Source organism: Stappia sp., assembly GCF_040110915.1.
Classification (GTDB): domain Bacteria; phylum Pseudomonadota; class Alphaproteobacteria; order Rhizobiales; family Stappiaceae; genus Stappia.
In genome coordinates, this window is sequence record NZ_CP157793.1 from 635,110 (window position 1) to 649,680 (window position 14,571).

The 14,571-nt window shown below is 67.8% G+C and carries 10 protein-coding genes; 1 reads left to right on the plus strand and 9 read right to left on the minus strand.

The window, feature by feature from the left end; genetic code table 11:
• Positions 1 to 357: 357 nt before the first annotated feature.
• The gene (locus ABL312_RS02870) at positions 358 to 5,562 is read left to right on the plus strand and encodes a DUF4011 domain-containing protein (RefSeq protein WP_349361325.1); all 5,205 of its coding nucleotides are present in this window, start codon (positions 358 to 360) and stop codon (positions 5,560 to 5,562) included.
• A 149-nt stretch (positions 5,563 to 5,711) separates the two neighbouring features.
• Here ABL312_RS02870 and ABL312_RS02875 read toward each other — a convergent pair whose 3' ends face one another.
• The 9 genes from ABL312_RS02875 to ABL312_RS02915 all read right to left on the minus strand — a co-directional run bounded on the left by ABL312_RS02875 (position 5,712) and on the right by ABL312_RS02915 (position 14,544).
• On the minus strand, positions 5,712 to 6,731 hold the full coding sequence (locus ABL312_RS02875) for a putative sulfate exporter family transporter (protein WP_349359877.1): 1,020 nt from the start codon (positions 6,729 to 6,731) through the stop codon (positions 5,712 to 5,714).
• A gap of 104 nt (positions 6,732 to 6,835) precedes the next feature.
• Complete coding sequence (locus ABL312_RS02880) at positions 6,836 to 8,014, minus strand: UxaA family hydrolase (protein ID WP_349359878.1); 1,179 nt, start codon at positions 8,012 to 8,014, stop codon at positions 6,836 to 6,838.
• A 2-nt stretch (positions 8,015 to 8,016) separates the two neighbouring features.
• Complete coding sequence (locus ABL312_RS02885; protein WP_349359879.1) at positions 8,017 to 8,307, minus strand: UxaA family hydrolase; 291 nt, start codon at positions 8,305 to 8,307, stop codon at positions 8,017 to 8,019.
• An 11-nt stretch (positions 8,308 to 8,318) separates the two neighbouring features.
• Complete coding sequence (locus ABL312_RS02890) at positions 8,319 to 9,302, minus strand: alcohol dehydrogenase catalytic domain-containing protein (protein ID WP_349359880.1); 984 nt, start codon at positions 9,300 to 9,302, stop codon at positions 8,319 to 8,321.
• On the minus strand, positions 9,299 to 10,021 hold the full coding sequence (locus ABL312_RS02895) for an SDR family oxidoreductase (protein ID WP_349359881.1): 723 nt from the start codon (positions 10,019 to 10,021) through the stop codon (positions 9,299 to 9,301). The genes ABL312_RS02890 and ABL312_RS02895 overlap by 4 nt, the downstream gene beginning before the upstream one ends.
• 74 nt (positions 10,022 to 10,095) lie before the next feature.
• On the minus strand, positions 10,096 to 11,403 hold the full coding sequence (gene hisD / locus ABL312_RS02900) for a histidinol dehydrogenase (RefSeq protein ID WP_349359882.1): 1,308 nt from the start codon (positions 11,401 to 11,403) through the stop codon (positions 10,096 to 10,098).
• A 12-nt stretch (positions 11,404 to 11,415) separates the two neighbouring features.
• Positions 11,416 to 12,747, minus strand: coding sequence for a TRAP transporter large permease (locus tag ABL312_RS02905; RefSeq protein WP_349359883.1), 1,332 nt, complete (start codon positions 12,745 to 12,747; stop codon positions 11,416 to 11,418).
• A 13-nt stretch (positions 12,748 to 12,760) separates the two neighbouring features.
• Complete coding sequence (locus tag ABL312_RS02910; protein WP_349359884.1) at positions 12,761 to 13,276, minus strand: TRAP transporter small permease; 516 nt, start codon at positions 13,274 to 13,276, stop codon at positions 12,761 to 12,763.
• A gap of 119 nt (positions 13,277 to 13,395) precedes the next feature.
• On the minus strand, positions 13,396 to 14,544 hold the full coding sequence (locus ABL312_RS02915) for a TRAP transporter substrate-binding protein (RefSeq protein ID WP_349359885.1): 1,149 nt from the start codon (positions 14,542 to 14,544) through the stop codon (positions 13,396 to 13,398).
• Between the last annotated feature and the right edge of the window lie 27 nt (positions 14,545 to 14,571).

Sequence of the window (14,571 nt, forward strand, 5' to 3'; positions counted from 1 at the left end):
TAAGGGTTGTCTTGCCGATGCACGGCGGCTAACGTGAAACAAGTCATTCGAGAGTATAATTTCTTTTACTTACATGAGGTTGTCGAGGTGAGCGAGTCCGGGGGAGTGCATTCGAGGGGCGACGCGTCGCGAAGCGGTCAAATCGAGAGCGGTCATCAGAAAGACGCGGATCCGGGAACGGGACCCGTCGTTTCCATTCGCGCGCCGAGCGACGACGGCGCGCGGAACACGTCCGATACACGCGAGCCGACGAATGCGCTCGAGCCGTCCGATGTGCCCGACGGCCCCGAGGCGCCCGACGGCCCCGAGGCGCCCGGCGGCTCGGGGGAGGCCGGTGCGGCGCCATCCGGGCCACGGATTTGCGCCGATATCGCGTCGAGTTTCACCTATGCGTCCTACCAGAACGCGATTCCCGTCATCCGCTCGCTGGCGATCGAGAACGGGTCGGATCGTCAGGTCGACGATCTTCGGCTCGAGCTGACGTCGTCGCCGGCATTCCTTCGTCCGAAGACCTGGACTGTCGATCGTGTGCGTGCCGACGACAGCCTTGCGATGAGCGACAGGACGCTCGACCTCGATGCGGCCTATCTCGACGGGTTGAACGAGGCGGAGCGCGGGGAAATCACCCTGCGTCTTTCGGCGGCGGGCAAGCTCCTGGACGAGCGACGCCTTCCGGTCAGGCTTCTGGCCCGCGACGAATGGGGCGGCGTGGAGGACATGGCGCAATTGCTGCCCGCCTTCATCCTGCCGAACGATCCGGGCATTCCGCCCGTTCTGCGGGCGGCGGCGGAGCGTCTCGTGGCGCATGGTCATTCCGGTGCGCTCGACGGATACCAGTCGCAAAGTCCTCAGCGCGCCTTCATGCTCGCGGCCGCCATCTACGCGGCCATCGCGAAGCAGGGGCTCCATTATGCCGAGCCGCCGGCCAGTTTCGAAACGCGCGGGCAGAAAATCCGACGGCCGGCGACGATCGCGGAGGCGCGCCTTGCAACCTGTCTCGACACCGCGCTGCTGTTCGCGGCGGCGCTGGAGGCCGCCGGCCTGCACCCCTTCGTGCTGTTGTTCGACGGGCACGCCGCCTCCGGGGTCTGGCTGCAGGAGCGCAGCTTTGCCAGGTCGATCGAGACCGATCCGATGGAAGTCCGCAAGGCGCTGGCCGCGCGCGAGGCGATCGTCTTCGAAACGACCGGCGTCACCCATCGCCCCGCGATGACGTTCGAAGCGGCGCAGCACCTGCTGGCGCCGCGTCTCGGCGAGGATCGGGCGAAGGATTTCGTCGCGGCGGTTGACATCCGGCGATCGCGGAGCGCGGGGATCACGCCGCTCGCCTCCCACGATGCCTTGCGCCGGCGCCTGCCCGAAGGGGAGGAGGAGCAGGCGCCGGTCTCCGATCTGCCGCTGCCGGCCATGCCGGCGTTCGCGGAGCTGCCTCCGGAAACGGCCGAGGAAAAGCCGACGACGGCGGCGGGCCGGATCGAGCGGTGGCAGAGGAAGCTGCTCGACCTGACGCTTCGCAACCGCTTGCTGAATTTTCCGGAGTCGAAAAAGACCATTCCCTTTCTGTGCGGCGACGTTGCGCGTCTGGAAGACCGGCTGGCGGAGGGCGTGGCGATCCGCATCGTTTCCCTGCCGGAGCAGAACCCGCTCGGCGAGCGCGACGCGGCGCTTTACCGCGACGTTCACGGCAAGGATCTGCAGCGGACCTTCGCGGCGGAGGCGCTGGCGCGCGATGAGTTGACCTCCACGCTCGACGCGCGTCAGCTCGAGGCCCGGTTGATCGATCTCTACCGTCAGGTCCGCAACGACTATGCGGAAGGGGGCGCGAACACGCTGTTTCTCGCGGTCGGCTTCCTGCGCTGGAAGAAGCAGGCGAGCGACGAGCGCAGTTACCGTGCGCCCCTGCTGCTGATTCCGGTGAAGCTGGAACGGCGCAGTGCCAGCTCCCGCTTCTCGCTGCGGTATCATGAGGACGAGCCGCGCTTCAACGCAACGCTTCTGCAGTTCCTCGAGCGCGATTTCGATCTCGCGCTCACAGGGTTCGACGGGGAGCTGCCGACCGACGACAGCGGCGTCGACGTTCCCCGCGTCCTGTCCATGGTGCGCCATGCCGTCCGCGATGTGCCCGGAATGGAAGTCGTCGACGAGACGGCGCTTTCGACATTCTCCTTCGCGAAGTTCCTGATGTGGAAGGACCTTGTCGAGCGCACCGACGATCTTCGCCGGAACAGGGTCGTCCGGCACCTGATCGACACGCCCGATCAGGCCTTCGGACCGGAGGCGAGCGGCGCGCCGGTGCGCGACGAGGGAGATCTCGACCGCAGTTGCGACCCCGCCGACATCGTCAATATCCTGCCCGCCGACTCCTCTCAGATCGCGGCCAGCGTTGCGGCGGCGGACGGGCATGACTTCGTGGTGGTCGGTCCGCCCGGAACGGGCAAGAGCCAGACCATCGCCAACATGATCTCCAACTGCCTCGCGGCCGGGAAAACGGTGCTGTTCGTCGCGGAGAAGACGGCGGCGCTGGACGTCGTGTATCGCCGCCTTCGCGAGCACGGGCTGGGGCCGCATTGCGTCGAACTGCATTCGAGCAAGACGGATCGCCGCCACTTCCTCGGGCAATTGAAGTCGGCCTGGGAGGAGGGGGGCGCGGCGGATCTCGACGAATGGATCGAGATCAACGAGCGGCTGCGGCTGCGGCGCGACGAACTCAACGCCTACGTCGAGGCCCTGCACAGGCGTCATGCCAATGGATGGAGCCCGTTCATGGCGCTCGGCCTGGCGCTGCACAAGGCGGAGATGCCGGCGCCGGAGCTTGCCTGGAGCGAGCGCGAGACGCGGGACGCGGAAGCGCTTCGCGCTCTTGAAGATCTGGCGGAAAACCTCGGGCACGTGTTCGCGTCGGTGGAACGACGTCCCGGACTGGAACTGGTGGATCTCGAGAGCTGGAGCAGCGGCGCGCAGGACGCGGTCCTCGCGGCGGCGCAGGCGCTTGCGGATGCCATCGAGACGGGGCTCGCGGAATTGTCCGCGTTCCGCGAGTCCCTCGGCCTGGAGGGCGAGCGCAGGGCGTCCGCCGACGAGGTCGCGCCGCTGAAGCGGCTCGCCGGGGCGTTGTGCCGGTGCGAAGGGCTGGACGTCAGCATCGCCTTCGACCGCGACCTGCCGGACTGCGAAAGGGCGCTGACCCGCCTCGCGGCGGACGTGGACGCCTACAGGAACGAGGAGGCGGCGCTCTCGGCGTCCTATGCGCCGGTGTCCGTGCGCGATCTGGACACGGGATCGCTCGACGGGCGCTGGCGGGAGGCGGTGGCGTCCCTGTGGCCCATGTCGATGCTGGGCAAGCGAAAGGTCGCCAGGTTGCTGCAAGGATATGCCGAGGCGGGCCGTGCCAATCCGGAAACCGACCTTCCGGTGCTGCGCCGCATGCAGGACATCCTGGCCCGGATCGCGGACAGTCCCCTTGCCGGGAAGCGCGTGCCCTTCGAGGGGCTGACGACGGATCTGGAAGCGCTCGGAGAGGTTCTCGGCGCCGCCAGGGAGGTGCGTGAGGCCCTGACCCTGCCCGAACGGGATGCGGATGCCCTGCGGCCCGTGCTGCAGGCCGTCGCGCCCTGTCTGGGCGCGGGCGAGGAGGGCGGCGCGCTGCGCGGTGCCGCAAGGGCCCTGTTGCGTGCGCTGGAGGATCTGGACGCGGCCCGCGGGCGCTTCGACGAGGCCGCGGCCCGTCCGGTCGAGGAGGTCGACGAGGACCGGTCGCTCGAGGCGCTCAAGGGCCGCCTTGTCGATCTGATGAACGCGCGTCATCTGCTCAGGGACTGGTCGTCCTGGTGCAAGGTTCGACGTCAGGCGCGCGTCTATGCGCTCGACGCGCTGGTTGCGGGGCTGGAGAGCGGGATCATCCCGGCCCGCGACGCGCGGGAGGCCTTTCGGGTCGGTTACGCCCGGTGGTGGCTTCCCAAGGTTCTCGACGGCGACCCGATCCTCCGCGACTTCCGGCGCTTCCAGCACGAGAACACCCTCGAACAGTTCCGCCATCTCGACGAGATGGTGCAGGCGCATGCCGCCCGCAGGGTCGCCCTCTCCGTCGCGCATGGCCTGCCGTCCGTGCAGAGCGTGCCCCGCAAATCGGAACTCGGGCAGTTGCGTCACCAGATGCAGCTGAAACGCCCGAGCCGCTCGATCCGCGACATGATCGCAAGCATGCCGGAAACCTTCCCCAGGCTCGCGCCATGCATGTTGATGTCGCCGCTCTCGATTGCCCAGTATCTCCCCGCGAACCAGTCGCTTTTCGATGTCGTGATTTTCGATGAGGCGTCGCAGATCACCACCTGGGATGCGGTCGGCGCGATTGCGCGGGCACGGCAGACGATCATCGTCGGAGATCCGAAACAGCTGCCTCCGACCAACTTCTTCGGCCGCAACGAGGAAGACGAGGAGATCGCGGATCACGAGAAGGATCTGGAGAGCATTCTGGACGAAGCCACGGCGGCCGGCATCCCGGTTCGCGACCTGAGATGGCATTACCGCAGCCGCAGCGAATCGCTGATCGCCTTCTCCAACCACCACTATTACAACAACCGTCTGGTGACCTTTCCCTCCCCGACCGTGGAGGATCGCGCGGTGCATCTGCGCCAGGTTTCAGACGGCGTGTACGACCGGGGCAAGAGCCGAACCAACCGGATCGAGGCCGAGGCCGTCGTGCGCGACGCCGTGGCCCGCATGACCGGCTGGCTGGACCTCCCCGAGGAGGACCGCCCGACCCTCGGCGTGATCACCTTCAATGCGCAGCAGCAGTCGCTTATCATGGACCTGCTCGACGCGGCGCGGCGCGACGCCCCCGATCTGGAGTGGTTCTTCGCCGACGACCGGGTCGAGCCGACGATCGTCAAGAACCTGGAAAACGTCCAGGGCGACGAGCGCGACGTCATCCTGTTCTCGATCACCTACTGGAAGGATGCCGCGGGCAAGCTGACCATGGACTTCGGCGCGATCAACAGGGATGGCGGCGAACGGCGGCTGAATGTCGCCGTGACCCGCGCGCGTCGGGAACTGGTGGTGTTCTCCGGCTTCACGGCGGACATGATCGACACGGGCCGGGCCAAGGGCCTCGCCGTGCGGCATCTCAAGGCGTTCCTGGACTACGCCGAGCGTGGCGCCGTGGCGCTTCCGGCGCAGGATATCGGGTCGGTGGGTGGTTTCGACTCGCCGTTCGAGGAGGCGGTTGCCGACGAACTGCAGCGGCGCGGCTGGCTCGTCGTTCCCCAGGTCGGCGTGTCCGGCTTCCGCGTGGACATGGGCGTGCGCAATCCCGACAGGCCCGGAGCGTATCTGGCCGGGGTGGAATGCGATGGCGCGACCTATCACGGCTCGGCGACCGCGCGTGACCGCGACAAGGTTCGCCAGCAGGTGCTCGCCGGCCTTGGCTGGTCCATTTTGCGGGTGTGGTCCACCGACTGGTGGTTCGACGCCCCGGGATGCGCCGAGCGTTTGCACGCGGACCTTTGCAGGCTTCTGGAAGAGAGCCGGGTGGAAGAGAGCCGGGTGGAAGACAGCCGGGCGTGACAGCCCCCGGGCGCAAGACGGGCCGCGACCGGGGACGGTGGTGACCCGAGCTCTCGTCCGTCAGTGCCATCGCGGGCAAGGTTATCGCGGGACAGGCCATCGGGGGCGAGGGGGTATCAGTCAACTTGCGCCGTCCGCCGCGACGATTCCTAGAACGTGAGGAGCCCGAAGGCGACGAGGGCGCTCGCCGCGCCGGCGAGCACCACGGTTTCCGTCACCACGATGCCGATATGGCCGCCGCCGACCCTGGTCATCGCGCCGAGCGCGGTCTTGACGCCGAGTGCCGCGATCGCCGTGACCAGAAGCAGGCGCGACACTTCGGTCGCCACCGTCACCACAAGCGCGGGCAGCAGGCCGAAGCTGTTGAGCGCTGCCAGCACCGCGAAGCCGATGACAAAGCCCGGCAGGCGCGGCGCCGCGCCGCTGCCACCGGCATTCGTGCCGCGCAGGGCCAGCAGCAGGACGATCAACACGACCGGCAGAAGGCTGACGCGCAGCAGCTTGACGATGGTCGCGAGCTCGCCGGTTTCTTCCGAAACAAGATATCCCGCGCCGACGACCTGCGCGACGTCGTGGATCGTTGCGCCGATCAAAAAGCCGATCTCGCGGTGCGAGAAATCGAAAGCGGTGAAGATCAGCGGATAGAGAACCATCGCGACCGTCGACAGCGTCGTGACGGCGATTACCGTGAAGAGCGTATTGCGCTCAAGCTTGTCGTTGACGGGCAGGGCGGCGGAAATGGCGAGCGCGGCCGAGGCGCCGCAGATGGCGACCGAGCCCCCCGTGAGGATCGCGAAGCGCCAGCCGCGCCCGAAGAGGCGGCAGGCGAGAAACCCGGTCGCGATGGTGAGCGCGATGAGCCCCGCGACCGCCGCCCCCGTCTGCCATCCGAGGCCTGCGATTTCCGACGCCGTGACCCGCGCGCCGAGCAGCGCGACGCCAAGGCGCAGGAGCGTTCTGGAACTGAAGCCGATGCCGGGCGCGAAGCGGGCGTCTTCCGACGTGAAGTTGAAGGCCATGCCGATCAAGAGCGCGAACAGCATCGCCGGCCCGCCGTAGTGATCCGACAGGAAGCCGGCGGCCGCGCCGATCACCAGCGCGAGTAGAACGCCCGGCGCGAGGCGATAGAGGGGGGCGGCTGCGCGCGCCCGCAGGGTCGGAAAGGTCATGTCACACCGGCGGTGGGCTGAGCGTCAGGGCGTGTGCATCGCACACCGGCAGTGTCGATGCAGCTGGCGGCAGGGGCCGATCGCCCCTGCCGCGTTTTGCAAGCTCACGCGCTGCGATAGAGCTTCGTCATGGAGAACTCGCGGTGGCCGAGTGCCTCGGCGGCGGTGGCGCGGCCGTTGGCGGTGCGCGCGATCATCTGGATCAGCGCGTCGCCCGCCTGATCGATGGTCATCTCGCGGCTGAGCACCCCGGTCACGTCCACGTCGATATGCTCCGACATGGTGCGAAGCGTGCGCGGATTGCCCGAGATCTTGATCACCGGCACGATCGGATTGCCGATCACATTGCCCTGACCGGTCGGGAACGTGTGGATCACATAGCCCGCCGCCGCCATCAGCGTCACGCATTCGGCCGCCGCCGACGAGGTGTCCATGAAGTAGAGCCCCGGGCCCTTCTCCGGCGCCACCGCCGGCCCCAGCGCGTCGATATAGGTCGAGGTGCGGCCGATCTTCTCCAGATTGCCGAGCGCCTTTTCCTCGATGGTCGACAGCCCGCCCAGGATGTTGCCCTTGGTCGGCTGGCTGTCGGAGAGATCCGACGTCTTGAAGGGTTCGATCACCTCGTCCTGATAGGCCTGGAACAGCGCCATGAACTTCTCGCCCGCCTCGGGCGTCGCCGCGCGCCTGACGCAGATGTGCTCCGCGCCGGTGATCTCCGAGGTCTCGCCGAAACAGCCGTAGAGCCCGTGCGGCAGCAGCTTGTCGTACATGTTGCCGACCGTCGGGCAGGACGACAGGCCCGTCGTCGTGTCGCTCTCGCCGCATTTGGTCGAGACCCACAGGTCGGTGAGCGGACAAGGCTCGCGCTCCAGCTCGCTCGCCCAGTGGACGAACTCCTTGGCCTTGCGCGAGGCCGCCGCGATGGTCGCGATGTCGCCGTTCTGCTCGATGGAAAAACCCTCCACCGGCTTGCCGGTCTTCGCGATGCCGTCGACGATCACCCTGGTCCATTCCGGCTCGATGCCGATGACGACGACGGCGGCGACATTCGGATTGGCACCGGTGCCGATGATCGTGCGGAAATGGAGATCCAGATCCTCGCCGAACTGCAGCCGGCCGTAGGCATGCGGGATCGCCAGCGTGCCCTTGATGTTGTTGGCGACCGCCTCGCAGGCGGCGTTGGAAATGTCGTCCACGGGCAGGATCAGCACGTGGTTGCGCACGCCGACGCGGCCGTTCTCGCGGCGCCAGGCGCGGACTTCGAGGCTCTTGGGGTCCTGCATGATCACCACCGCTTGGTCTTGAGGTTGTGGGTGTGGACGTGGCCGCCCTTCGGGGCCGGGCCGGTCATGCGGCCGATGTCCTCGCCGTATTTGATCACCGTGTCGCCCTCGGCGAGGTCGACCAGCGCGACCTTGTGGCCGATGGGAATGTCGGCGTTCACCTTAAGGTGAAAGTCGCTGTCGTCTTCCGTCACCACGCACAGCATGTCCGTGCCGGCCGTCAGACCCTCCACAACGACAACGCCGACATTGTCGGCCCGGTCGTGAACGAGAAGATGTGGTTTTTCTCCCATCGATGTCTCCTTTAGGGGATGAGAACGAGTTTCGGCGCCGCCACGGCGCCGGCTTCAAGGTCGGCGAAGGCGCGCGCGCCCTCGCTGAGCGGACGTGTCTCGACCCAGTCGAGCGGCCCGAGGCGCCCGTCGAAGATCGCAGCCGCCGTCTGTCGGAAGTCCTCCGGCGTGTAGGTGTAGGTGCCGATGAAGGTGATTTCCTGCAGTGTCATGCGACGGATATCGAGACCGCCATCGGACGATCCGAGCCCGATGTGCACGATGACCCCGCCCGGACGCACCGCCGCCGAGGCGGTGGCCCGCGTCGCCGCAAGCCCCACGCCGTCGATCACGAGATCGATCGCGCCGGGGGCGGGACCCGTGCCGGCAAGCGGGTCGTGGACCCGGAAATCGCCGGCCCGTTCCAGCACGGCGCGGCGGCCGGCATGCGGTTCGCCGATCCAGATTTCCGGTGCGCCCCGCGCGGCGAGCGCGAGAGCCGCGCCGAGCCCGATGGCGCCGCCGCCGAGAACCAGGCAGCGCGCCTCGGCAAGCGGTTTGACAAGCGCGCGCTCGCCGAGCCGCACCGCGTGCCAGCCGCAGGCGAGCGGTTCGGCAAGCGCCGCGGTGACGCTCGACACGCGGTCGGGAACCGCGACGAGATTGCCCGCCGGCATGGCGAGCCGCTCGGCGAAGGCCCCTTCGCGCGGCGGCATGGAGATGATCTGGCGATCGGCGCAGAGGTTGGCCCGACCGGCGCGGCAGTCCTCGCAGGTGCCGCAAGTGACCAGCGGATTGACGGTGACGCGGCTCCCGTCGGCAAGACGGCCGGCCGCCTCGTGACCGAGGATGAGCGGGGCCGGCCGCCGGGCGTCATGCCCGAGATAGGCATGCATGTCCGAGCCGCAGATGCCGACGGCCTCGATGGCGATTGCGACGTCGCCGTCTCGCGGGATCGGGTCCGGAACGTCGCGCAGGGCGAGGGCGCGCGGCGCGGTATAGACGAGGGCCTTCATTTCGCGGTGAACCCCCCGTCGACGTAGAGCAACTGACCGGTCACATAGGCGGACGCCGGCGAGGCCAGGAACACCGCCGGTCCGACGATGTCCTCGAGCGTGCCGTTGCGCCCGATGCAGGTCTGCGCGGCGTTGCGCGCCGCGCGCTCCGGATCGCCGAACACGGGGCCGGTCAGTTCGGTCGGAAAGAACCCCGGCGCCAGCGCATTGGCGGTGATCCCGTGCCTTGACCAGGCTTCCGCCATGGCCCTTGTGAGCTGGGCGATCCCGCCCTTCGACGCCCCGTAGGAGATCCCGCCCGGAAAGGCGCGCCGGCTCTGGAGCGAGGCGAAATTGACGATCCGCCCGTAGCCGGCCGCCCGCATCCCCGGCACCAGCGCCTGGGCGAGAAAGAACGGCGCCGCGAGATTGAGGTCCATCGTCGTGCGCCAGCCCGCGAGCGTCACCTCGTCGGCCGTCTCGCGGGTGTTGACACCGGCGGCGTTGAACAGGATCTGCGGGGCTCCGTGCACGGCCGCCACGCGCCGCGCGATGTCGGGGATCGCCTCAAGGTCGGAAAGATCCGCCGCAACACAGGCCAGTCCTTCCAGCGGGCGCCGGGCGACGCCGACCACCTGCGCGCCTGCTGCTTGAAGCGCGTCGGCGATGGCCCGGCCGAGGCCAGACGACGCGCCGGTGACGCAGGCGATGCGCCCCGCGACGGAAAACTCAGCGCTCATGCGATCCTCCCTCTCGCCGCATCCGGGTGAGTGGTAATGGAAGCGCTTACATTTTCAGGCAAATGGACCATGCCTCACTCCGTTGCCTGAAGGTCGAAGCGCTCGCCCGGAAACCACTTCTCGAGGCGCACGTCGGCGGTGCGGGCGTGGCCCTCCATGCCCTCCAGACGGCTGATGCGGGCGGTGGCTTCCGCCACGGGACGGGCGCCCTCGCGCGTGGCCCGCTGCCATGTCACGATCTTCATGAACTTGTGCACCGAGAGCCCGCCGGTGTAGCGCGCGGCCCCCGAGGTCGGCAGCACATGATTGGTGCCGGATGCCTTGTCGCCGAAGGCCACCGTGGTTTCCTCGCCGAGGAACAGGGAGCCGTAGCACTGCAACCGGTCGAGCCACCAGTCGAGGTCGGCGGCCTGCACCGTCAGGTGTTCCGGCGCGATGGCGTCGGAGACCTGCGCGACCTCTTCCCGGCTGTCGCAGACGATCACCTCCGCATAGTCGCGCCAGGCGGCGGCGGCGTTCTCGGCGTTGGTCGGCGGCAGGGTCGCGATCAGCTCCGGCACCAGCTGCATGACCTTGTCGGCGAGCGGGCGGTGGGTGGTCGCCAGCCAGACCGGCGAATTATAACCATGCTCCGCCTGGCCCACGAGGTCCCAGGCGACGATCAGCGGATCGGCGGTCTCGTCGGCGAGGATCAGACTGTCGGTGGGGCCGGCGAACATGTCGATGCCGACGCGGCCGAACAGGATGCGCTTGGCCTCGGCGACGAACTGGTTGCCGGGGCCGACGAGAATGTCGGATTTCGGCTGCCCGAAGAGGCCGAAGGCCATCGCCGCCACGCCCTGCACGCCGCCGAGCGCGAGGATCGTGTCGGCGCCGCACAGATCGGCGGTGTAGACGATCGCGGGGTGAATGCCCTGACCCGGACGCGGCGGCGAACAGGCCGTGATGTGGCCGCAGCCGGCGACCCGGGCCGTCGTCACGGTCATCAGCGCGGAGGCGATATGGGCGTAGCGTCCACCCGGCGCGTAGCAGCCCGCCGCCTGACAGGGGATCGCCTTCTGGCCCGCGATCAGCCCCGGCACCACCTCGAGCCGGGTTTCCCTCAGCGTGTCCTTCTGCGCCTCGGCGAAGCGGCGGACGTTGTCGTGGGCGAAGCGGATGTCGTCCTTCAGCTTCTCCGGCACGCGGGCGGCGGCGGCGTCGATCTCGTCGCGGGTCAGGACGATGTTGCCCTCGTACTTGTCGAACTTCGCGGCATATTCCATTGCCTTGGCGTCGCCGCCGGCCTCGATCTCGTCGAGGATCGTCTGGACGGTGGCACGCACGTCGCCCGCATCGTCGGACGAGCGCTTCGGGGCTTTCTTCAGGTAATCAACGGCCATGGTCGACCTCACTCACTTGTAGATGTCTGGAAGAAGCGCCGTCGAGATCGCCGGCACATAGGCGATGACCAGCGTCACGATCAGCATGAAGAAGACGAAGGGGACGGCCCAATAGGCGATCTTGAGGATCGACTCGCCGGTAAGCCCGGACACCACGAAGAGGTTGAGCCCGAGCGGCGGCGTGATGAAGCCGACGCCGAGCGCGGTGATCATCATGATGCAGAACTGGATCTCGTTCATGCCGATGTCCTGCGCCAGCGGCATCAGAATCGGGGCGAGGATCACGATGTTGGGCGTGGTCTCCATCACGCAGCCGGCCGCCACCAGAATGCAGATCATCATCAGGATCAGCACCCAGGGCTCGTCGCTCACCGAGGTCGCCGCGGCCACGAAGCCCTGCGGCACGCCGATGATCGCCAGCGCCTCGGCGAGCGGCACGGAAAACGCGATGATCGGCAGGATCACCCCGTTCACCTTGGCCGAGCTGACCAGCATGGCGGGAAAGTCCGAAAACTTGAGCGTGCCGAGCATGAAGCCCATGGCGATGGTCACGACCACGGCCGTGGCGCCCGCTTCCGTGGGCGTCAGGCGGCCGGAGAAGATGCCGTAGAAGATGATCCCGGGCACGATGAAGGCGTACCAGCCGGAGGCCAGCGCCCGGCCCAGCCGGCCGGCCCATTCCGAAAAGGTCATCTGCCCGCCGCCTTCCCAGCCGTAGAGCCGGTTCATGATCACATTGGTGACAAGGATCGACAGCAGGATCGCGAGACCCGGGACGACGGCCGCCAGAAACAGCGTCGAGGCGGAGATCCCCAGCACGAGACCGATGATGATGTAGGCGATCGACGGGGGAATGAGGATGCCGGTGCAGGCCCCCGCCGCCACCAGCGCACAGGCATAGGGGCGCGGATAGCCCGATTCCACGAGCCGGTTGATCGTCATCCGCCCCACAGCCGCGGCGCCCGCCGCATCGGAGCCGGAGATGGCGGCGAACATGCCGCAGACCAGCACGGTCGCCGACCCGAAGCCGCCCTTGGCCCAGCAGGTCAGAGCTTCCGCCACATCGAGGAATTTTCGCGACAGGCCCGTTCGTACAAGCGCATCGCCGGTGAGGATGAACAGCGGGATGGCGGTGAGCGCGAAGGCGTCGATGCCGGAAAACAGCCGCTCCCCCACGAGGCTGAGCGGCAGGGCGCCCGACCACACCAGCATGGTGATGGCGGCCGCGCCGATGGCCGCCCAGACCGGAACGGCCAGCGCCACCAGCACGACAAAGAGGATCACCGATGCATAGAAATCCCAGCCGAGTTCGACGGTCTGGGCGCCGAGTTGACCCCACATCATGGTCCCGCCCTCCTCAGTCGAACAACATGTCGCCTTCGTAGACGGGACGTCCGCCTCGAAGATCCTTGATGTCGCGCAGGAAGGACTGCACCAGGCGGAGCATCATCAGGGCAAAGCCCAGCGGCACCGCCGCCAGGAACCAGACCTGGCTGATCCGCAACCCGTGGGTGACCGAGCCGAACTTGGCCGAGACCAGCACCGTTTCGAGCGACCAGTAGAAGGCGATGATGGCGACGATGAACATCACCACGTCGCCGAACACGTAGAGCGCGCCCTTCACGCGCCGGCCGACGTAGTGCATCAGCACGTCGATGCGGATGTGCGCCCGCTCCTTGACCGCCGAGGACGCGCCGATCCAGGCGAGATAGATGAAGGAGTAACGCACGATCTCCTCGCCCCAGATTGACGAATAGGCGAGCAGTTCCCGCCGCATCACCTCGATGAACATCGTGGCGACCAGCATCACGTAGAACACGAGCAGCAGCCAGCGCTCGGCGTTCCTGTCTATGGCCTTGAGGGTGGCTCGCATGCACGTCTCCCGTTGGCTGAGCCGCGTCAGCCCGCGGTGCGCCTGAAAAGGCGCACACTCGTTTCAATCGTGACGAGGAAGGCGCGGCGGCCCCGACGCGGGGGCCGCCGCGACGCCGGTCAGGCGTCGTGCACGTAGTAGCGGCCCATGGTGCCGGCGGCCTCCTCGAGGCGGGCGAAGGCCTCCATGGAGCCGGCCAGTTCGACCTTGAAGTCGTCCCATTCGGAGCGCTGGTAGCCGCCGGCGGCCTGCCACTCGGCCAGCTGGTCCTCGCTGAGGGAATGGAACTGCACGCCGGACTTGGCGAGCTCCGCCATGGCGTAGGCGCGGGCGGCGGGAACCTTGGCGAGGTTCTGCTGGGCGGTCACCTCGCCGGCGAACTCGATCCCCTCCTGCACATCGGCGGGCAGGCCGTTGAACCACTCCAGGTTCATCGAGAACACCTGGCTGTCCGGCACGGCCTGGGTGAAGGTCACATGGGACAGGATGTCCTTGAAGCCGAAGACGTAGAGCGCGCCGACGGAGGGATCGAGCGCGTCGGCCACGCCCTGCTTGATCGCCGAGGGGGTCTCGCCCCAGGCGACCGGGGTCGGGTTGGCGCCGACCATGCGGTAATACTGCTGCAGCATCTTGGATCCGGGTACGCGGAACTTCACGCCGCCCATGTCCGCCGGGCTGATCACGGCGTCTCCGCCCTGGCGCACGGCGACGACGCGCGGGTCGATGACCACGTAGAACAGCGCCTTGAAGCCGGCGGCCTCGATCTTGGGATGGACTTCCGACTTCCAGGTGTCCGAGGTCACCAGGTTGGTGAAGCGCTGATTGGAGCCGCAGAAATAGGGCATGTTGATCAGGTCGACGGCGCTTGCGAAGGGCGCGAAGTTCGACAGCGAATGCTGGGCGCACTGGATCGTGGCGCCCTGAACGGCCTGCACCAGCGCGCCGCCGGCGCCCAGCTGGCCGCCCGGCGCCAGCTTCACGTAGACCTTGCCGTTGGTCGCGTTCTGGATGTTTTCCTTCAGGTCCAGCTGCATGATCGGATAGGACCGCGAGGCGCCCAGCACATAGGCGGTGGCGATCGTCATGGTGTGCTCGGCCGCCGCCTCGCGCTCCCGCTCCTCGCGGGCCGTCTGCGCGACCGCCTCGTCCGACCACAGCGTGCCGGCCGCGCCGGCGACGACGGCGGCGGTAAAGGCGCCGCGTCCGGCGAGCTTGAGAAAGTTGCGGCGCTCGGCGGATGCGAGCGTTTCGGTGTCCCTAAGTGTCATGTGAAATCTCCTCCCAAGGTCGTTTCG

What these genes read in the sequence shown, in the direction of transcription:
- ABL312_RS02885 (WP_349359879.1), bottom strand. Translation starts at nt 8,307, where the DNA reads ATGGGAGAAAAACCACATCTTCTCGTTCACGACCGGGCCGACAATGTC.
- ABL312_RS02910 (WP_349359884.1), bottom strand. Translation starts at nt 13,276, where the DNA reads ATGCGAGCCACCCTCAAGGCCATAGACAGGAACGCCGAGCGCTGGCTG.
- ABL312_RS02890 (WP_349359880.1), bottom strand. Translation starts at nt 9,302, where the DNA reads ATGAAGGCCCTCGTCTATACCGCGCCGCGCGCCCTCGCCCTGCGCGAC.
- hisD (WP_349359882.1), bottom strand. Translation starts at nt 11,403, where the DNA reads ATGGCCGTTGATTACCTGAAGAAAGCCCCGAAGCGCTCGTCCGACGAT.
- ABL312_RS02875 (WP_349359877.1), bottom strand. Translation starts at nt 6,731, where the DNA reads ATGACCTTTCCGACCCTGCGGGCGCGCGCAGCCGCCCCCCTCTATCGC.
- ABL312_RS02915 (WP_349359885.1), bottom strand. Translation starts at nt 14,544, where the DNA reads ATGACACTTAGGGACACCGAAACGCTCGCATCCGCCGAGCGCCGCAAC.
- ABL312_RS02880 (WP_349359878.1), bottom strand. Translation starts at nt 8,014, where the DNA reads ATGCAGGACCCCAAGAGCCTCGAAGTCCGCGCCTGGCGCCGCGAGAAC.
- ABL312_RS02905 (WP_349359883.1), bottom strand. Translation starts at nt 12,747, where the DNA reads ATGATGTGGGGTCAACTCGGCGCCCAGACCGTCGAACTCGGCTGGGAT.
- ABL312_RS02895 (WP_349359881.1), bottom strand. Translation starts at nt 10,021, where the DNA reads ATGAGCGCTGAGTTTTCCGTCGCGGGGCGCATCGCCTGCGTCACCGGC.